Origin of the sequence: Vibrio porteresiae DSM 19223 (genome assembly GCF_024347055.1) — a bacterium.
Lineage (GTDB): Bacteria > Pseudomonadota > Gammaproteobacteria > Enterobacterales > Vibrionaceae > Vibrio > Vibrio porteresiae.
The window spans coordinates 1,708,392-1,729,312 of sequence record NZ_AP024896.1 but is presented as its reverse complement, the minus strand read 5'-3'; the positions used below and the strand labels follow the sequence as shown (position 1 = coordinate 1,729,312).

General features: G+C 44.4%; 14 protein-coding genes. 7 read left to right on the top strand and 7 right to left on the bottom strand.

The annotated features are described in order from the left end of the window. Positions 1-110 precede the first annotated feature (110 nt). On the bottom strand, positions 111-3,455 hold the full coding sequence (locus OCV11_RS24350) for a glycosyl hydrolase (protein WP_261897034.1): 3,345 nt from the start codon (positions 3,453-3,455) through the stop codon (positions 111-113). 179 nt (positions 3,456-3,634) lie between these two features. Here OCV11_RS24350 and OCV11_RS24345 point away from each other — a divergent pair, with 179 nt between their 5' ends. Beyond that, positions 3,635-4,540, top strand: a complete 906-nt coding sequence (locus OCV11_RS24345; protein WP_261897033.1) for a LysR family transcriptional regulator — start codon at positions 3,635-3,637, stop codon at positions 4,538-4,540. A 112-nt stretch (positions 4,541-4,652) separates the two neighbouring features. After that, positions 4,653-6,290 carry a tannase/feruloyl esterase family alpha/beta hydrolase gene (locus OCV11_RS24340; protein WP_261897032.1) on the top strand — a complete coding sequence of 546 codons (1,638 nt, stop codon included), beginning with the start codon at positions 4,653-4,655 and terminating at the stop codon, positions 6,288-6,290. 110 nt (positions 6,291-6,400) lie between these two features. Here OCV11_RS24340 and OCV11_RS24335 read toward each other — a convergent pair whose 3' ends face one another. After that, on the bottom strand, positions 6,401-6,781 hold the full coding sequence (locus tag OCV11_RS24335) for a DUF2750 domain-containing protein (protein ID WP_261897031.1): 381 nt from the start codon (positions 6,779-6,781) through the stop codon (positions 6,401-6,403). Between the two features lie 487 nt (positions 6,782-7,268). Beyond that, the gene (locus tag OCV11_RS24330; RefSeq protein ID WP_261897030.1) at positions 7,269-8,399 is read right to left on the bottom strand and encodes a lactonase family protein; all 1,131 of its coding nucleotides are present in this window, start codon (positions 8,397-8,399) and stop codon (positions 7,269-7,271) included. Between the two features lie 146 nt (positions 8,400-8,545). Here OCV11_RS24330 and OCV11_RS24325 point away from each other — a divergent pair, with 146 nt between their 5' ends. Further along, entirely contained in the window at positions 8,546-9,604 is a 1,059-nt protein-coding gene (locus tag OCV11_RS24325) for a LacI family DNA-binding transcriptional regulator (RefSeq protein ID WP_261897029.1), read from the top strand. A gap of 543 nt (positions 9,605-10,147) precedes the next feature. Next, the gene (locus tag OCV11_RS24320; protein ID WP_261897028.1) at positions 10,148-11,590 is read left to right on the top strand and encodes a glycoside hydrolase family 1 protein; all 1,443 of its coding nucleotides are present in this window, start codon (positions 10,148-10,150) and stop codon (positions 11,588-11,590) included. A 115-nt stretch (positions 11,591-11,705) separates the two neighbouring features. On the opposite strand, the gene OCV11_RS24315 is transcribed toward OCV11_RS24320, so the two are convergent. Next, positions 11,706-11,954: a hypothetical protein gene (locus tag OCV11_RS24315; protein WP_261897027.1), complete on the bottom strand. Its 249-nt coding sequence runs from the start codon at positions 11,952-11,954 to the stop codon at positions 11,706-11,708. 261 nt (positions 11,955-12,215) lie between these two features. On the opposite strand from OCV11_RS24315, the gene OCV11_RS24310 reads away from it, so the two are divergent. Both OCV11_RS24310 and OCV11_RS24305 read left to right on the top strand, forming a co-directional pair. Next, entirely contained in the window at positions 12,216-13,433 is a 1,218-nt protein-coding gene (locus tag OCV11_RS24310) for a MalY/PatB family protein (protein WP_261897026.1), read from the top strand. A 152-nt stretch (positions 13,434-13,585) separates the two neighbouring features. Next, entirely contained in the window at positions 13,586-15,265 is a 1,680-nt protein-coding gene (locus OCV11_RS24305) for an Hsp70 family protein (RefSeq protein WP_261897025.1), read from the top strand. Between the two features lie 80 nt (positions 15,266-15,345). Here OCV11_RS24305 and OCV11_RS24300 read toward each other — a convergent pair whose 3' ends face one another. Both OCV11_RS24300 and OCV11_RS24295 read right to left on the bottom strand, forming a co-directional pair. Then, entirely contained in the window at positions 15,346-18,162 is a 2,817-nt protein-coding gene (locus tag OCV11_RS24300; RefSeq protein ID WP_261897024.1) for a J domain-containing protein, read from the bottom strand. Then, a complete protein-coding gene (locus OCV11_RS24295; protein ID WP_261897023.1) occupies positions 18,159-18,947 on the bottom strand; it encodes a DUF1266 domain-containing protein in 789 nt (262 codons plus the stop codon). The genes OCV11_RS24300 and OCV11_RS24295 overlap by 4 nt, the downstream gene beginning before the upstream one ends. 361 nt (positions 18,948-19,308) lie before the next feature. Here OCV11_RS24295 and OCV11_RS24290 point away from each other — a divergent pair, with 361 nt between their 5' ends. Beyond that, a complete protein-coding gene (locus tag OCV11_RS24290; protein WP_261897022.1) occupies positions 19,309-19,827 on the top strand; it encodes an Hcp family type VI secretion system effector in 519 nt (172 codons plus the stop codon). Positions 19,828-20,012: 185 nt separating this feature from the next. Here the strand turns inward: OCV11_RS24290 and OCV11_RS24285 are convergent, their stop codons facing one another. After that, entirely contained in the window at positions 20,013-20,345 is a 333-nt protein-coding gene (locus tag OCV11_RS24285; RefSeq protein ID WP_261897997.1) for a hypothetical protein, read from the bottom strand. Positions 20,346-20,921 lie beyond the last annotated feature (576 nt).

Genomic DNA, 20,921 nt, shown 5'->3' with positions numbered 1-20,921 from the left:
TCACGAGAATCGCCGTCTAGGTACAGAGGGTGTTGATTGGTTAATCAAGAGCTCTCCTAGTAATGGCTTGGAGAGCTCTAGAGTTTCATCGCTATGGATGATGTGTTGAATTAGTGTTTAACCACCAAGCTTATTGGACCTATTAAGCCAGAAGGCGTTAATTTTGCGTCGGCTTTAAAGGTTGGCGCTGATGTCCAAGCCAGAACTTTTGCTCCCGGTTGTTTGTCACCAATCAGACGGTTAGTCCAAGTGTTGGATACCGTTACTGTTAGGTCGTTGTGTGCTTCAGTGAGGTACTGGCTAATATCAACACGTTTTGGCGCATACCAAACTGTGCCAGCATCTTGACCATTGACTTCAACGCGAGCCACATTACCCACAGTGCCTAGGTCTAACCAAACTTGGTCTTGGTCGACTAAGTTCGCAGGACGGTCGATTTGAGTTTGGTATTTCACCGTACCAGAGAAGTAACGTACCGCTTTGTTTTTGCTTTCATTTAGCGGCATTAGTGTTTTCATGGTCATTGGTTTAGGAAGTTCTAAGCCTTTTTCGAAATGCACTGCCCAAGGTGAAGTGATATCGATGGTTTGTTTTACTTGCGCCACAGTGGCAGTGTGTTGCTGCTCAGTGGTTGGCTCAGTAAAGACCACGAAGAGTGATTCTTCAGGGGCAAAGTCTACATCCACAACGGTTTGACCGTTTTCTACATGGAAACTTGCATCGCGATGGCTACCATCCACTGGGTTCCAGATTTGTGGTGCAAAACCAGTCACATTGAACGTCAGTGATTGATTCATGGTATTTTCGGTGCGGTTGCTCACGTAGTAAATATGGCCGTTATCCAACTGACGATGACGGAACATCAAGTGATCATTTTCTAGTACGTGGTCTAGAGCATCCACATCATGAGGAACGTTCATTGCGACTAAGGTGTTGTCGAAATCGTTTGATTCCACCACATTGTCCATACCCCAAATCATATTCACATAAGCGTGGAATAGAGCGGAGTTGTCTTCTAGGCTTGGGCTCTTCTCTGGTTTATCACCAATGATTTTCACCTCTTGTTTCGCCAAACGAAGCAGTTGCTCTAGAGCAGAAACGGTCAATTCACGCGTGTTACCGAACAAGCCAAGAGCTTGGTATTCCGCTCCTGCAGGGCTCACGATGTGTTTGTCTGCTGTGACAGTTAGCGCCGCTAACATGTCTTTATTGACGAAATCGTAGGTGTAATGTTTTGGTAGACCTTCAGGAACGCCATCAGCGTACATGGTAGTAACAGGCGTGTCTTCACCATAGAACAAAGCGATTTCAGAGCGATCTTTACCGGATTGAAGCATGTACGCGCTGCGTGCCATGTAATCCACCCAAGCGCTAGCCATGCCAGCCCAAGAGTCGTGACGGTTAAAGTGTTGACCGAAGATGAATAGAGACAGACCTGGATTTTTGTCATCCACTGGTTGGTGAACCGAAGTGTGTACCACTGGGCGGTTTACACCGTACAGGAATTCAAGGTCGATAACGTGTTTCAAATCTTCTGGAGCCAATGCCCAAGGTGCGAATGCTGACGTCATTGATTCAGCTGCCACAAGGTTTTGACCGTAGAAGTGCGACGTTGATGCTGCGCCGCGCACATCACCTAGTAGACCCGGACGAGCTTGGCTGTCTTTAGGGTAGTACCACAATGCAGCCATTGGGATGTCAGTGTAACGACGTGCAGCAATATCATCGCCCAATACTGGACGTTGGTCTTCTAGGAATTCACCGTAAGTGGTTAAGCCGTTGGCATGTGCCACTTTTGCTACGGTGCCGTAGTGCGCTTCAGAGATTAAATCTGCCAAAGTAGTACGGAAGTCGAACAAGAATTTATCCGTTTGTTGTGGTGTACCAAGCACTGTACCAGTCAAAGTAGGCAACCAAGGTTTGGCATCGTAGCCACGACGTTGTTGGAATTCTGCTAATAGATTTGGTGTCCAGTTGGACGCACCGATTTCCACACTGTCGTTCACTAAAGAGGTCACGCCTTTCTTACCAAACATGTCATCGCCAACCAAGGCTTTGTATTTGTCTAGGTAAGTGTTTAGGTAAGCTTCAACGGCTTTCGCATCGTATTTATCGACTTCTAAACCAGTGGCTTCTTTGGTCGCAGGGTGGTTAGTTTTACCGGTTAGCGTCCAACCCATGTTGATGATTTTCCAATCATGACCTTGAGGTGGCACCCAATTGATTTTGCCATCCGCACCGATTTTGTCAGTCAAATCGACCACATCGTTTAACGCAGCGGTGCTTTCATCGAATTGGTTATTGAACTTGTAATAGTCTTTAACGGTGTTAAAGCCCGCTTTCACTTCTGATTGGTTAACTTTAGGTTGAGCGTAAAGGTGGAAATCGAGAACATCGATATCACCTGTTGCAGTTGGGAAGAGATCCAATACTTCCGCGCCTTTCACTGCGCCCAAAATGTCTGCAGAAGAAGCGGCTGGGCGAGGAGTCACAATCACACGGAAATCTTGCGCAGTCAGTGCCGAGAAGCCAACCGTCGTGGTGGTGGTGCTCAATGGGATGTCGCTGACATTTTGCCATTCGCCGTTCACTTGTGCTTCTAAAACCACGTCGAAACGAGCTGGGGCAAATGGCATTTGACCATCTTTAATCAAGATACGCGCAGAGCGAACAGTGGTAGGTTGGTCGTAATGAACCGCGAACACCGCTTTGTTGTCTTTGATTGGCACGGCAACGCTGGTTTGAAAATCGTCGTCAGTAAGAGCCGCAGCATCTTTGGCTTCGCCATTGATCAGCACATGAGCAAAAGGAGTCAAAACAGGATGAGGCAGTGGTACAGCGTAAACGCCAATTTTACCGTCTGCGTAAGGGACTTTTGTACCTCCTTCGTCATCATTAAATAGATGGTTAAAGCCAACGGTTTGGAACGGGCCTGTTGCGTGTGGGAAATCTTTCAGTGGTTGCTCAATAGGTTCACCGCCAGTCACGATCTGTTCTGACCATACCACTTTTTTCATGCCGTCTTTGGCTGCAACCCAAGGACCACCGGTTTCACTCCAACCTGGCGAAGATGCAATGCCAAATTCCATATCATATTGGTCAGCCAGTTTCACTGCATGGCGAAAAGCCTCTTGCCATTTAGGCGTCATATATACCAAGCGTTCTTTAACCACTTGTGGTGTTGGCAGGTTGGCGTCAAAACTGTGTACACCACCTATGCCTACTTGATGCATCCAAGCAAGGTCTTTATCGATACCATCGATAGTAATGTTGCCATCCATCCAGTGCCACCAAACCCGAGGTTTTGCTGAGTTTGGTGGTGAAGTGAAGCCATTCTCTAAGGCTGTGGTTGTTTGTGTCGCGGCATAACTGATAGGAGCCATTACAATAGATAAGGAGATAGCTGCCGCGAGCGTAGAGAGCTTTTTGAATCCTAATGTAGTACAAGAAGACATAGGTATTCCTTTGTTTTGTCGGTATAGGATGAATCGGTTTATGGGGCGGAACATATCACTGCTGCTATCGAACAGAAATTGAAATAGTTGCGATTATCCATCGAATTTATCAATAGTTGACGTGGCAATAAGGGTTGGAGTTGTGTATAACAATTTGCTGAATTATGGGGGATGTGATCGTGTTCAAAACTACGTTAGACCAGTGGATTGTGTTTAAAACTGTGGCAGAGCAAAAAGGCTTTAGTGCCGCAGCCGAAGTTCTCAATCGAAGTCAGTCGACCATCAGTTATTCCATGTCCAAATTGCAGTCACAAATTGGTGTGCAATTGGTTTATATGGAAGGGAAGAAGTGCGAACTAACGTCTTCGGGAAAGTTGCTGTTACAAACAGTGAAAACCATTATTAATGATTTCGACTATCTGGAGACGGTAGCGCAGGGAATCTCTAAAGGTATCGAGGCGAATTTGACGTTAAGTATCGATACGCTTTTCCCGAGAGAGCTGCTGTTTGATGCGATTGCCTCATTTGGTAAGCAATTTCCAGCTACCGAAGTGTTTATTGATGAACATTTACGTTTGATGCCAAGTGATAAACGGGAATACGATTTATCGGTCAGTACCTCAGAGCATGGGCTGATTCCAGGACCTAAACTGTTGGATGTTCCTTTGATTCCTGTCGCGCATAGAGAGCATCCCATTTTTACTGCCAATATCCCTTATTATTCCGTTGAGGATATTGCAGCACACAAACAGATTTTTTATAAACGTTCGCTAGGTACCGAATTGGAAACCATGCCATCTACCCCAAATAAGATGTGGACAGTTGATTCGTTAGAATCGGCAATTGCTGCGATTCGCGCTAACTTATGTTACGGATGGTTACCCAAACATCATGTCGAATCGATTATTGCGCAAGGAGAGGTTCAAGTTGTGTCGTTTGAAAATCCTCCGGTTTGTGAAGTCCCCCTCTATTTGGTAGAAAAGAATTTGGTCGCTCGAGGCCCGGCGGCTAGATGCTTGGCCGGATTAATTAGAGAGCGCTGTGAGCGAGCGTTGCGCGAGGAACGTAATAAATATGCGTCGTAGATAATCTAATTTTTCGATAGATATGAGTGATTATTTGAATATTTAATTGAATTTATCAATGTTAAATTGGCCTGACCTACAGAACTTCATCTCTATTGGTTTGGAGCTAATTGTGAAAGCATTGAAAGTATATCCAGTTGGATTAGCGATATTAGGGGTTGCTGGATTTGCCAATCCCGCCCTCGCTGCCAGCGCACAGCAGTGTGCTCAGTTGCAAAATACTGAGCTGTTTAACGGCAAAATTACTGAGGCAGAATATGTAAAAGAAGGTATGTCTCAGTTGGATCCTAACCGCATGTTCACCGGGGCATCGAACCATACCTTCAAGCTGCCAGCCCATTGTTTAGTCCGTGGTGAAGTCACTCGGCATAAAGGCGCAGACGGTAAAGACTACGCGTTACGTTTTGAACTGCGTTTACCGGATGAATGGGCGAATAAGTTTATTTTCCAAGGTGGCGGTGGTACCGATGGTTTCCTTGCTAACGCGATTGGTACTATCCCTCTTTATGGCGCAACTGAATTGCCTGCGCTCGCTCGAGGCTTTGCCGTAGTTTCGATGAACGGCGGACACGATGGCTTAGATGCGTCTTTCGGTTTAGACCAACAAGCTCGTCTTGATTACGCTTACGCAGCGATTGGTAAAGTGACGGATACAGCAAAATATTTGATCAAAACGTATTACCAAAAAGCGCCACAACACTCTTTCTTTATGGGATGTTCAAACGGTGGGCGTGAAGCAATGATCGCTGCACAACGTTATCCAACTCAGTTTGATGGTGTCGTTGCCGCTAACCCTGGTTTCCATCTAAGCCGCGCTGGCGTGAGTGAAGCTTGGGATACCAAACAGCTGATGAACATCGCACCAAAAGACAAAAATGGCAAAAAAGTGCTAGCGAACGCTCTGAGCGATCAAGATTTGACTCTGCTTAGCAACGCTGTACTGAAAAAATGTGATGCAATTGATGGTCTTAAAGATGGCATCATCAATGATTATCTAGCCTGCGACTTCCAACCTGAAGACGTGCAATGTAAAGCCGGTAACACTAAAAATTGTCTATCAGCAGAGAAAGTCAACACTATCAAAACGGTGTTTGGCGGTCCTAAAGATAGCCAAGGCAATGACCTCTACAGCGATTGGCCATACGATGCTGGTGTGAACGCGATGGGGTGGCGAATGTGGAAACTAGGGTCATCTCAAGATGCCGATAAACCCGATGCACTAAATGCAACGTTAGGTTTGAACTCACTACAGTTCTACTTCATGACACCGCCAAATATGGAAGTGAATCCATCTAACTTTGACTTTGATAAAGACGTGGTGAAAACCAATGAGACGGGGGCAATCAACGATGCAACCAGTACCATGCTTTCTACCTTTAAAGCTCGCGGCGGAAAACTGATAGTGGTTCAAGGTGTTTCTGACCCTGTTTTCTCTGCAAACGACATCAAACGTTGGTATGAAAATACGTCGAAGCATACAGATGGCGACATGAACAAAACTCGTGAATGGGGCCGTCTATTTATGGTTCCTGGTATGACTCACTGCGGCGGTGGCCCTGCTCTTGATGATATCGACCCACTAACAGCGATTGATAACTGGGTAACGAAAAATCAAGCGCCAGCTTACCTACCAGCGAAAGGTGGCCAAGCGTTCCCTGGTAAATCACAACCTATCTGTCCTTTCCCACAAGTGGCGAAATACAACGGTAAAGGTGATGCAAACGACATCAACTCATTCCACTGTGAATAAGCGTTTTTGATAGAGAAAAGCATGTACTTCTCTCACTAAAGTGATACTAAAGAATAAGCCGCTCTCATGAGCGGCTTATTTGTTCAATCTGTTTCTTCGGTTAACGTGGATTAACGACGTTTATTTTCGCGTTTTGCTAGTTCAAATTCAAACTCGTCTGGATATAGAACAATGCCTTCACCTTGGGCATCTGGGAAAACGATAATCGAAAGTTCGTCTTCTTCTAGACCTTGAGTCCAGCGGCTTTTCCATTTAGCGACTGAAATCGCTTCCGTTTGAAAACCTTCCCACTCATCGGTTGCCCATAATGCGGCGTGCTCTTGCGATGGCCATACAGGGACACAATCGTCTTCGTCGGCGGTGAGCAGCACACTGCCATGCTCATCAATCAAAAGCCATATTTTAAGATCGGTCGCTACGGCATTGAAGAATTGATTCATTCGTTCGGTTGGATCTTTAGGAAGAGTGTCTAAAGAGATAGTTGCTGTCATGAAAAGCCTTTGCTTCTGTTTGCTGGTGGACAGTATTTAGTATAACGGTATGTGTCAGGTTTTTAGAATGTTTTTACAGCTCTAGCTAAAAAAGCGAATTATCTGGTGCGTAATATGGGAGAAAGTGTGTTTCTGCTCTTTTTTAAGCATTAACAAAAAATGTCAGGCGTATCACATAATCGCGCATCTGATTTCACTATATTCGCCGTGAAAACAGGCTTCTCGTTACGAGAATGCTTATTGGAAGATCAGCTAGTATCTTCCTGTTCGTTGGTCTTGCCAGCGTTCGAACGGATTCAACGCGAAGCGAAATGCGTTAAGTGCGTGATATAGAGGTGCGAATATGAAAGTGATCATCATTTTATTGGCGGCTTTATTGTTTACTGTTGCCAGCTTTGCTTAAAGCAGCGCTGGGAAAATAATTCCCCCTTATTGAAACAAAGCAGCAGTCATCCTTGCAGGAATGGTTGCTGTTTTGCTTTATATTTCATTTACTATTTTTCATTTTGAACGTAACGCTGACCCAATTTGCACCTTTACCGCAAGGGGCTTCACATTGGCGCGTTAAATATCCTGTAGCGCTATTAATAGCATAAAGCCCAATAACCGAAGACTGTTCGCCAGTGACGATGAGCCATTGATCATCCGGTGTAATAGCAAAACTTCTCGGGCAGGTCTCGACGGGAAACGAACACACATAACGCATTGATCCTGCATCAATCTCAAACAAGGAAATGCGGCTGGTGGTTCGCTCTGAGGTGTAAATAAACCGCCCGTTATGGGTGAGATGAATATCCGCTGCCCAGACCCGAGGTTGAGTGTCGTTCTGGCGCTGCTCTGGCGCAAGACCTGGAGCTATTCCCATTTCTGCAAAAGGCAATATGGCACAGCGATCTCGCTCGATAAGTGACGGCAGAGACACGTCGTCTTCACTTGCTGATTCTATGCGGTAACGGATCACTTCTCCCGACATCTCGGTTAAGAGATACAGCTCATCTCCCGCTGGTGAAAAGACAAAATGGCGCGGACCAGACTTTGGTGTGACGTTAATGTGCCTAAGTTCACCATGCTCTGCGCTGTAAGAAGAAATCTGTAGCCTATCGCTACCTAACTCACTATGAATTAACCATTTTTGATCTGGGCTGATATGAATCGCATGCGGATGTGAGCCACAAGAAAAACATTCTGTTGTGTCATCACTTGCGTCTTGTAAACGGGTCTGTGCCCAAAGGTTATCGGCAAAAGAGACGCTATAGGCGGTTAAGCCATCTGGGCTTAGTTCGATATTTGCCATGCTAGCGGGTAATGGCCACTCTTGAGTGAGGCTTAATCCTTTAGGCTCAATACGATATTGCAATAAGCGATAGGGTTTAGAACGAATAACCGCATACAAAAGTGCGCGTTTTTCGTCGATGGTCATTGGCATCACGAGCGGTGCGGCTGGAATATCGGTTACCCAACGCAAGATCTCCGTTGTATTAGGCGTACTGGTGTCGAGTTCGTAACAGGATATTGTTCCAGATTCGGCATTGGAAACAAAGAGTTGGTAGGGCATCGGCAGCGTCTCGAAATTATTTTGACCCAGTATATCAATCCGGCAATGAAAGGCAGCTGGCATCAGCAACCAATCGCCGACCTTTTGAGAAATATCGCATTTTTCCGTTCAGATAGGTTAAGCGATGGTATTTCCCCAAGAGAGACTTATTCCTTTTATTTAGTACGTGTTAATATGCACAAACTAAATCGTTGAGGTGTTAATAAGTTATGACAACTATATTGGATGTGTCTCGCCGGGCAGGAGTGGCAAAATCTACGGTTTCTCGAGTGTTGAGTGGTCGTGGTTACACATCAGAAAAAACGCGTGATGCAGTGTTAAAAGCAGCTCAAGAATTGAATTATCGTCCTAATGTGCTTGCGCGTAATTTAGCTCGTCAAACATCAGATACGATAGGGTTAATTTTACCTGCTGGGGCGAACGTTTCGCGCTATTTGGCATCGCTGATTGATGAAATCCATAAGTCGGCCCATGCGGCGGGAAAAGATGTCATCATGAGACACATCGAAGATTTGCCTGGCCAAGCGTTATCGTCTATCTACGATTTGATCGACCACCGCTGCGAAGCTGTGCTCTATTACAATGCTTCTAGTTCGGCTCATTATGAAGAAACCATTGCAGTGATCGATGAGGAAATTGAAAAATTTCCAGTTCCAGTCATGTTACTCAACAGCTACTTACCTAAACACCCTAATTATTGTGTTTGGTATGAGCATGAAAAATATGCCGCTAAACCAGTCGAATATCTGATTGAAAAAGGGCATCGTCAAATTGCCTATCTTAGTTGCTCGTTAGTTCAACGTACTGCACAGGCGCGTCAGATTGGTTATCAGCAAGCATTAAGCCAAGCTGGAATTGATTACGATCCTCAGAGATTTATTGAGGGCTTGCCAGTCAGTGAAGATGGCAGTGTGCCGCGAGATATGTGTGAAGTGGGGTATTTGGCGTGTAAGGAGTTACTTGCTCGTGACGTATCATTTACCGCTATTTGCTGCGTTAACGATCATCTCGCAATTGGCGCGTTAAAAGCGCTGCAAGAACACGGACTGAATGTGCCTAATGATGTTGCTTTGTTTGGTTTTGATGACAGCCCAGTGCTCAACTACTTTACGCCATCCATAAGCTCAGTGATTCTGCCATCAGCAGAATTGATCAGTTACGCCGTGGCATTGTGCTTTGCTCATCTAAATAAAACGCCATTTCCTGATTATCAGCAGCATCACATTGACGCACAGTTGGTGATTCGCGACTCGGTTACGAATAGATAAACGTAACGACGATAGATATTGAGCAACAAAAGCCGCAGGCGTAAGTTCCACATCAAGAATAGAGTTTTAATTCAAGGTGGAATTCATTGCTGAGGCTTTTTCGTTTGTGATTATGTCATCACTAGATAGCCGCATTGCCATAGAAACTTGAGTCGCGCATTGGTTGGATTTGTTGATAGAGTGATGCCGATTTTCACTCAAGTTGACATGTCATTCTAACGACCTTTTTCTCAAGCAAATTTCGATTGAATCACAAAAGATCAATTTTACGACAAAAATGTGGAAACGGTTTCCTATCGGTTTTGGGTTGTGCTAGATTAATCGACACAGTAACCCGCATGGGTTGCCGGTTTCATTTTATCAAAGCGTGATAAGGTTGGAGGTCAACCTGCAAGGTTGAGTTTCACTTCAGCTACCCTACCCATTAAGCGAATAGAGAAGTCGCTTTTATTATCGCCACAAATGGAACCGGTTACAGTTTTGAGTGGATCAACGTGAGTTTTGCTCTGTTGGTTTAACACATTGAAATATGGAGAAATAAAAATGACAACATCCGTTTTCCCTAAAGATTTCTTGTGGGGTGGTGCAACAGCAGCAAACCAATTTGAAGGCGCTTGGAACGTTGATGGCAAAGGTCCAAGCTGTAGCGATATGTTAAGCGGAGGTACACACACTACTCCTCGTCGCATTACCCGCACGAATGAGCAGGGCGTGCATTACCCTTCTCATGAAGCGATTGATTTTTATCACCGTTACAAAGAAGACATTAAGCTGTTTGCTGAAATGGGCTTCAAAACATTCCGTCTTTCCATTAACTGGTCACGTATTTTCCCAACCGGTATGGAACAAGAACCGAACGAAGCTGGCTTGCAGTTTTACGATGATGTGTTTGATGAATTGAAAAAATATAACATCGAACCACTCGTGACCATTTCTCACTACGAACTGCCATTTGGTTTGACTCAAGAGTACAACGGTTGGGCGGGTCGTGAAGTGATTGAACACTTTACTCGCTACGCAGAAACCCTGTTCACTCGTTATCAAAATAAAGTGAAATACTGGCTAACCTTCAATGAAATCAACTGCGGTACAGCAGAATTCGGTGCTTACTTAGCACTGGGTATCTTGCACAAAGACACCAAAGATTTCTTACACCAAGTGGATGAACCAGCGGTACGTTTCCAAGCACTACACCACCAATTTGTAGCCAGTGCTCGTGCAGTGCAAATCGGTCACAAAATCAATCCAGATTTCAAAATCGGTTGTATGATCGCGTACATGACCACTTACCCATACACCTGTAACCCAGAAGATATTTTGTTGGCGCAAGAGTACAACAACATTCGCAATAACTACTGTGGTGATATTCAAGTTCGTGGCGAATACCCTTACTACGCAAAACGCTTCCTAAAAGAACACAACATCGAATTAGATATTCGTGATGGTGACTTAGAAGACATTAAAGCGGGTACCGTGGATTACTACACCTTCAGTTATTACATGTCTAACTGCGTATCAACCGATCCTAAGTTAGAAAACACCTCAGGTAACATTAACGGTGGTGTGAAAAACCCATACTTGCAAGCATCCGATTGGGGCTGGCAAATCGACCCTAAAGGTCTGCGTTACTCCTTGAACGAAATCTACGGTCGTTACGGCATTCCAATGATGGTGGTTGAAAACGGTCTGGGTGCATTTGATACGGTTGAAGCTGATGGTTCAATCAACGATAGCTACCGCATCGATTACCTAAAAGAGCACATTGAACAAATGGGTGAAGCGATTAAAGATGGCGTTGAACTTTGGGGTTACACACCTTGGGGTTGTATCGACCTTGTGAGTGCTTCAACCGGTGAGATGGAAAAACGTTACGGCTTTATCTATGTTGATAAAGATAACCAAGGTAAAGGCACATTGGATCGTAAGAAAAAGGCGTCTTTCTTCTGGTATAAAGACGTGATTGAATCTAATGGTGAAAACCTTTAACCCGAAGTTAAGCCTTGATGAGATGAGCACTGATATGCTCCGGTGCTCTTAATCTCGGCTGAACTAAAAAAGCCAGTTCACGGGGAGGTGACTGGCTTTTTTATTGAGAACGGAATTAGCGACGTTTTTTCGGTCCGTAGCGAACCATCTCTTTACCATTCTCATACACGTCTTGAGATACCCAACGACCCAAAACCAGTTGGTGTTTGTCGTCTAGTACGGCAACAAAAGGGCGTCCGTCGGCGTTATTCGTAGCAAGGGCAACGCCTTCTACGTTTTTTAAACCTAAGCCACCTTTTTCAACCAAGATTAGAAAGGTTTCCAGTTCTTCTAATGTGTTGATTACATCATTGTCGTTGATCATAACGCTCTGCTCATGTTCTATATTAGCCGCCAAGCATACCAGCTTTCGGTATGGCTTCGAACCTTTCTGCTTTTACTTGATGAAAGTTTAGGCGTTTTACAGTGTAAACTTTAACGCCAACAACTCATATCGTTTTGAATCTCTCAACTTTAGGCTGCTGATATTTTGCTATTTTTACTAATGGTTTAATGAAATCAGTGAGTTGAAATTATTTTGGGTATATTATGAGCACTTAGGAATATGTCGCAAAGAGAGGGAACGATGCACTACGATTTTGATGAAATCATCAGCCGTGAAGAGACCAACAGTATGAGTTTCGAAGGCTGGAAATCTTATATTTTCAAAGGCCGCGACAACGTCAATTTTCAGTATGACGACAAAGACTATATAAGAATGTGGGTGGCGGATATGGATTTTGCGACGCCAGCTCCAGTGTTAGATGCCATTCGTGCTCGATTGGACCGAAAAATCTTAGGTTATACCCAAGTTTTTGATCCCAAATATTTTGCTACGTTAGAAAGCTGGTTTTGTCGTCATTACGATGTGGCGATCAAAAAAGAAGAAGTGGTTCTCTCTCCAGGTGTGGTTCCGGCGCTAAAGCACCTCGTGCCTTTGATCATGCAAGCCGATGAAAGTGTGCTGATTTGTACGCCATCCTATACGCCTTTTAAAGTGGCGGGCGAATTTAACAAGCGTCGAGTGTTGACCTCGAAACTGGTCAATACCAATGGTGATTACCGTATGGATTTTGCTGATATCGAGCAGAAAATAGCGAATCCAGACAATAAAATCTCACTGTTTATTCTATGTAATCCACATAACCCAACCGGACGAATTTGGACCCATGAGGAATTAGCTCACCTCGGCCAAATCTGTGTAGACCATGGTGTATGGCTAATTTCCGATGAGATTCATTGTGATTTATTGCGCGTAGGTAAACAGTTTCATCCTATGGTAAATGTGCTGCCAGAGTATAAAAAGCTCATCACCTGTACTGCTCCGAGCAAAACCTTCAACCTTGCGGGGAACTTAGTTTCTCATATCTTCATTCGTGACAGCATACTGCGCGCTAAGTGGTTAGAGCGTCATTATGATATTCAAAATCCGCTCGCCCTAGCGGCGGCTCAAGCGGCTTACAGCGATTGTGATGAATGGTTGGCGCAACTCAAATGTTATCTTGATGATAACTTCGCACTGGTTGAGCAATTTTTGCAAACCCACCTCCCTGCAGCCAAATTCAAAGTGCCAGAAGCGACTTACTTAGCTTGGATCGATTTTTCTGCCTATCTGAGTAACACCGACAGTTTTGCTGAACCTGCCTACTTCTTTGCTAAAGAAGCGGGTGTGTTACTTGAGGGGGGCAATATGTTTGTCGACAATTGCGCTGGTTTTGTGCGAATCAATATTGCTTGTCCACGCAGTGTGTTACAAGAAGGGCTCGAACGTATCCTGCAAGCCTTGGTTAAACAAGAAATCTAACCTATCACTGCTTGGGTGGTACTTAAGGATTAAGCACCACCCGTTTTCTGATCACTGTTCCAATTTCTCAATCTAGCGGCTTGATGCAATGAGAAGCGTCCACTAACGTGGCGCTTTATTTAAGCAATAACAATAATAGGTTAGGTTCGGTTATGGTAGATAAGGCAGAATTGGCGATCGGCATAGATTTGGGTACCACCAACAGTGCGATTGCGGTTTGGCGAGATGGCAAGGCGCAGCTTATTCCCAATGCCTTGGGAAGCTTTTTAACACCATCGGTAGTGAGTATTGATGACGAGGGTCATGTGCTGGTGGGGGAGGCGGCGAGAGCTCGCTTGGTGACTAAGCCAACAGAGACGGTTGCCGCTTTCAAACGTTTTATGGGTTCAGAAAAGCAATTTACTCTACAAACGCAACATTACACGCCAACTGAGTTAAGTGCCTTAGTCCTTAAGTCGCTAAAAGCTGACGCAGAAGCGTATCTAGGATGCACCATTCGCGATGTGGTGATTTCAGTGCCCGCCTATTTTAGTGATCAACAGCGTAAGCAAGTCTATCAAGCGGCAGAGCTTGCTGATTTGAATGCGGTACGCTTAATCAATGAACCCACGGCAGCATGTCTTGCTTACAGCCTAAAACAGCAACAAGAGCGGCGTTTCCTTGTGTTTGATTTGGGCGGGGGGACTTTCGATGTCACCGTGGTGGAGTATCAAGACAGTTTTGTTGAAGTGCGTTCTTCTACCGGGGATAACCGACTAGGTGGTGAAGATTTTACCGAAGCTTTAGTTTCGCACGTTTTAGACGCCCTTAATCTGTCGCTTGAAACCATTGACGTTAGCGATCTGGCAAAAATTGTCAGTGTCTGTGAACGAGCTAAAAAACAGAGTAACGACCCGCTCGTGATTGAATTACCAGAGCCATTCAATCAAACATTAACGCTCAATAACAAAGCCTTGGAAGAGGTTTGGCATAACGTGCTAACTCGCTTGGCATTACCGCTTAAGCGTGCGCTAAATGATGCCAAAATGACACCGAGCGAGATTGATGAACTCATTTTTGTCGGCGGGGCAACACGTCTGCGCCAAGTTCAACAATTAGCTAATCGGCTACTGGGTCGTTTTGGCAGTCATGAGCTTGATCCTGATTTAGTGGTCGCGATGGGCGCAGCTACCCAAGCGGCTTGTCGTTTACGTGATGAGGCAGTTGAAGAGCTGATTCTAACCGATGTGTGTCCATTCTCTTTGGGAATAGAAGTCGGGACGAATGAGCACTCTGGGGTGTTTAGCCCGATTATTGAGCGCAATACTGTCATTCCTACCTCGCGCGTAGAGCGTTATTTCACTTCACATGACGATCAGACCCAGGTTGATGTGTCGATTTATCAAGGTGAACGGTATTGGGCGAAAGAGAATATCTATATCGATACCTTAACCGTTGATGTTCCAGCAGGTAAACGAGGTGAACAACAAGTTGATGTGCGTTTTAGTTACGATATCAATGGATTACTCGAAGTGGATGTGACGGTTGTTTCGACACAAAAGACCACGCAAAAGGTCATTGACCGTTCACCAGTTGGCATGACACCAGAGCAGCAGCAACTGAGCCGAGAGCGTTTAGAACGTCTGAAAGTGCATCCTCGTGATCAACTACCTAACATCACCTTAGCTGAAAAACTCAATCGTCTATATGAAGAGTTATTAGGTGAACAGCGTGACGCGGTGGGAGAGATGATTCGCTTTTTTACCAAGGCCGTTGATAGCCAAGATGACAAGGTGATTCGTGGCGCGCGTAAAGAGATAGAGTCACATCTGAAGGCTTTTTTGTTTATCTAGACATTTGCACTTCAATACAAAGCTGCGGGAGAGCATGGCTCTCCCGCGGTTATTTTGATTCTCCAAATCAGTGGTGATGGTTACTTCTCTACTTTGATAAAGGGGATTTTAAGTAGTGAGTTAATGTCAATTTTGCCTTTGTTAATGATGCGGTTATTCCAGCGCTGATTGGCATAGGCCGATCTAATTCGCCATGTTTGACCAAAGTGAATAACGCATGTGAGCCCTGCTATCCACGAGCTACCAAACCCCATAGCCAAAAGATAGAGTGGCCAAACCGTGATTTGATAAAGTCTCTTTTCACTCTTAAGCGGCATGGCTCGACAAATTTTTATCGTCAGCCCCAATTGAGCAAATGTCATCATCAGTATTGAAACCAAATTGGCAGTTGAAAACAGCGGCTGATTCCCCAGTGTGGCGTCAAACAGACCAAACCATAGCAGAGTGAATAGGCCACAGGTTGCCAATAAACTCGAACGTCCCAATTTCTTGAGTCGTTTTTCCTTCACTTCGTTCGTAAAGCGCTCTTCTAAGCGTTGATTGACGAGACCTATACCGAGATTAATCGCCTGTTGTTCTTCTTCACTGTAACTTTCGCTAGTTTGTTTGCGAAGATTGAAGATAGGAGCAAGAGAGTAACCTTGCTCTGGTAAGCCATGAATCAACGTACTGAGTAAATATCCTATCGGATGGTGGAAGCGTTTAGCATCATCGTTGGGGATGCGGTTACCGATTTCATCAATCTGGGGAATGTGGGTCATGTCTTCATTGAGATAGAGAGCATACGCATTGTATTCACCTAGATCGTAAGTCTCTTTTATCCACTCTTTCTTATTCGCTTCGCTCACCAAACAATTATTGAGTGTGGTGAGTAAAAAGGAATAGATGGGTGTGTTGGTAACATTAATCCGTAGCAAGTTATAGTAAAAGATGGCTAATTCGAGTTGGGAATAACGATAGCGCAGAGCCAGCATCGCGTAGGCTTCTGGTCGATGTTGTGCTGCTAGTTCTTGGAGTGTTTGAATATCGTGTTCTCGCTGCTGTTGAAGCAACGTGTTTTCGACTAACAGTTTCATGAGAAATTGCGAGCTATTTGAAACCTGTTCTCCAAGATATGCGACTCGTTCAACACCTTGATAAGAGAAGCTGTTAGCGAGTTCGCCCAATGGGCCGGTTTGCTGTTCTTCGGGTAGGGCTGCTAATTGTGTTAGACATTCTTGACCGGAAATTCCGATCTGTTCATCACAACTACTGTGGTAAACCAACAACCAGCGAAACACGCCAGAAAAAGGTTTACTAAGATAGACGCTGCTTAATTGGTGGCGTGTCTCTGAAATTCGGTAGTATAGAGTTTCGTAGGCCCAGCGCGGGGTTAGGTTAAGGTCATTGAGGGTTGGAATATCGATGCAGTTACCCGCAAGCAGTTGCTCCATCCAGTGATCGGGGATTAACGGATGGCGCATTAGACACTCACCCCATTGTTCTGCGGTGAGTGCGTCTAACTCTTCCTGCGTCAGCAGTGGAGAACTCAATAACTCATCAGTTTCGTAACGGTACAGTTTTTCTGCCAGCGACGTGGAAAACGACTCTTGACGAATCACACTCTGTTCACACCAACAAAAAGCCAAATAGGCAATTAACTGTTCAAATGCTGAAACGTGCTCTGACAAAGCTTGCAGCTCTGCCAATTGGGTTCGTTGCCATACCAAACTGCCATATTTTTCTGCCCATAAACTTTGGGTCACAACACCAATAAAATCAGTATGATCTTTAAAATCTAGATAGTGTCTAAAGTCATTATCGGTGCGTTCTGTGAGTTGGCGATAAAGCCAAGATTGAGGCAATACAGCAGAGGGTTCTTCGTTGTGCAGTGGGTTGATCTGGTACAGACAACGCCAATGAGCCGTTGGTAATGGGGTCCATTGTTGCAATAAATAACCGGTTAATAGGGTGAGGTCGTTATTTTGAGCACTGAGTGCGGTTTGGTATAACAGATCAGCTGCCAAGCCGTAGCTTTGTTTATTGATCAAGTTGGTACAGACATCGATGATGATATCGATATTGCGCATATAAAGTGCGGCTGTACCTAATACTTCGAGTTGCTCAGTGGTATAGCGTTCTAAACGCTCATCCGTGACTAATGTGGGTAACCAGCTTTCGATGATGGGTGGATACCATTGAATAGCATTACAAGCTTTGAGTATCAATACATTAAAAGCGTCATCATCACACCAAGGGACACAAGTGCTTTGTAATAACCAGTAATGGAGCACTCGGATTTCGCCATTGTCTAACGCACGAATGATGGGATTAATAAATTGATACACCGCTTTTTGAGCGCTATCGGGTAATTGCGAGAGGGCGACAAAATCACTGCCACTTTGTATTGCACTCCTTCGCTTGAGATAGTCTGCAAGCTCGAGTTCTTCTTGCGAACCAGAATAAAGCTCATCCCAGTCGCAAGCTTCCCATAGCAGAGCAATCAATTCACCTGGTAACCATGGCCGCGCAAGAATATCTTCGCGAACTTGCTGTGATACTTGGCTCTGCACATCAATAGTTTGCCAACGAAGTTGTTCTTCCCACGCGCGCCACTGCGCCATATTAAAACGGGAAGCTGGGTCGTTCATTTGCTGCAAATAGGCAGTATAAGACTCAGATGAAATGCTTTCAGTGGCGTTATTGATTGGCTGTGATGCTTCAAGTGACGATAAATCAATTGAAATAGGCTGTGGGGTAGATAGCTTAGAGAGTAGTGCCTCGTAGGCCGCGCGTACTTGTTTAAACCCTTCTGGATCATCTTCTGGGTGATGGGCTTTTAAGGCGATGCGATATGCCTTTTTTAACTCAGCTAAGTCGGAGGTTGGGTCAATACCTAAGATTTGCCAGTGGTTCATTGAGCGGTCTCCTTCTGAACTGCGATGGTATCCAGTACCTCTTGCAAAGATTTTGGCATGCTAATGCTTGGCAGTGGGGTATGCCACGCTACATGGTCAAGAGGAAAGGCTTTGTCATTGCGCATAAGGTCAAAATAGTCATCGAAGGTTTTACCTAAACCTTCGTTGAGCAGTTTATCTAGGTATTCAAGCTGCTCTTCTTCATCGCATTTGCTGTAGACCCAGTACGCGCGCCCAAGAATAAAACTGCGGATATAGTGAGGCCAATCGGTAAAGTTTTGTTGCACGCTTTGGCTTAAGTAATTCAGTAAGAAAGCCCCTTCTTCTTCAGTGACGGTGCCTAGTCGAATACCTGCTCTTGTAAGAAATGAACCTCGGCAGTAGTCCCAGGCTAAGAAACCTTGGGTATCCACTAAACGAAACACCGTATCAGCGAAGCGCAACTCTCCTTGAGCGACTGCGCTAGTTTGTCGTGCGATGAAATTTTGCCATTCCCCTGCCGTGGTACAAGCTCGACGCGCAAATAAGCCAGACCATGCATCACCGTGAACGTCACCATGCACTAGCCGGCGAATCATGTTATGCCATTCTTCGCGAGTATCTATTCCCCATGATTCAATAAAGCCTTCTTTCCATTCTTCATCGGTTTCAGAAGAATTCGGGCCTTTCATCCCTACTTCATAGTAATTGGCCCAACCTTGCCCATAAGCCAATTGTGGAGCAGTAATCGCCAGCCAAAACTGGCAGTGGGGGATATTCAAATCGAAAATATTGGGTGTGGACATGGTGACCTCTCTGTAATGACTGACAAAGAGTATCTTGAGTCACTGTGTGAGAAAACGCTCTTTTTGGGCGTCAGATGGGTTATGAGGTCTCGATCCAAGAATGCGTATCTGTTTGTTTTCAATTAAGCAAATAGAGTAAAAGAGCCAAGGCGTTGGCATTAGCGGTCTGTGACACATCGGTGGGCAAAGGATGGTATTTCTGGGCAATAAGTTGCTTAGGAAAAACAGAAAAATTGCCCTAAAAACAGGAGTGTTTTTCTAAGTTATTGATTTGTATAGATGCCAAAATTGGCATCGAGCTTGCTCTTTAGTTGGCATGTAGCGAAAAGCGCACACCCTAATCATTTAAGAGGAATTTGCAATGCCAACTCCATGTTATATCTCTATCGAAGGTCAAACTCAGGGTCTAATCACTGCTGGTGCATGTACATCAGATTCAATCGGTGACTCATATGTTGAAGGCCACGAAGATGAAATGCTAGTTCAACAATTCGACCACGTAGTGACTGTACCAACTGATCCACAATCTGGTCAGCCTTCAGGTCAACGTGTTCACAAACCATTCCAATTCACAGTATCACTAAACAAAGCAGTTCCTTTGCTATACAACGCATTGGCTTCTGGCGAAAAAATGTCTTCTGTGACACTAAAATGGTACCGCACTTCTATTGAAGGTAAACAAGAAAACTTCTTTACTACCACTTTAGAAAACGCATCTATCGTTGATATCCGTTGTGAGATGCCACACTGTCAAGATCCAGCGAAATCTGATTTTACTCAAAACCTAACGGTTTCTATGTCTTACCGTAAAATCACTTGGGATCACGTTAACGCAGGTACTTCTGGTTCTGATGACTGGCGTAAACCTGTGGAAGCTTAATCCGCTAGCCAATAGTCACAATAAAAAGGCCGGAGCAATGCTCCGGCCTTTTTAAATTCACGTTATCTCATATCACATCTGTGAGCGTTGATGGTGACATCAACACTAAACGATTTTATCTGAGGTCATTTTACCGCCGCGAAGCTTGATAACTGCGCCGCACTTTTTGCACACGTAGACTTCTTTTACGCCTGTGAGCTTATCCCACCAACTACGATGGTGACGAACAAGCTGATTTTTGTGATCACATTGAGATTGAGCCATTGAATATAACCTTTATGCCTATGACAGTTGATGAAGCGGCAGCTTTGTAAAGCAATGAAATTTAAACTCTCGCTTAATAATGCCTTTCTCGGACGAATGCGAGTTGCAACTTCATTCAGTTCTGTTTTTGTTGATTTTATATAAGCGCCATTAAATTGACATTTGCTGAGATAATCATCATTACCGATTACTGCTAACTCAATATAGATAGACAGTACGCCGTAGAGTAACGTGCTTTCTGCTAACGAAGACAAAATCAAGTTACTGTAATGTCAATTTACGGTTCAATTTTCATTCTTTAAAAATACAAATGAAAATAATTACCTTTAATCAGTGTAGTTTGAACGTGGTAAATAGAATATCCCTGATATTGGGTAAATAGGATTTTTCTCAAAAATAAAGCACATGAGATATATTATGAGCTTTTTAATATATCAGTTTATCAGTTGATGCTAGATGAAAATAAAGTCGATATATGAAATAAGTAGTATTAGAGGTGGGTAATATCTTGCCAAGATGGGTTGCTGTGATGAAGTCATAGCAAAGTGCGATGAGCTATAAGAACAGCCAAAAGAAAACAGGTAGTTCCTTGTGCGCTTAGGTTGAGTCAGCACACTTCTACCTGATCAAAGTCTGAGAGCTGTATGTTATTGTTATTCATTTTGGGTATTAACCCAAATTATATTAGGCGATGGTAATCTGCCTTTTTATTCACTGACGTTGTTACTTTTTGATATATATTTTGTGTAACTTAGTTTGCCAACTAACGCTGTTATTGTATTTGGTACACCTGCTGTTGCTGTGTAATTTATCAATCCAACCTGTTAATC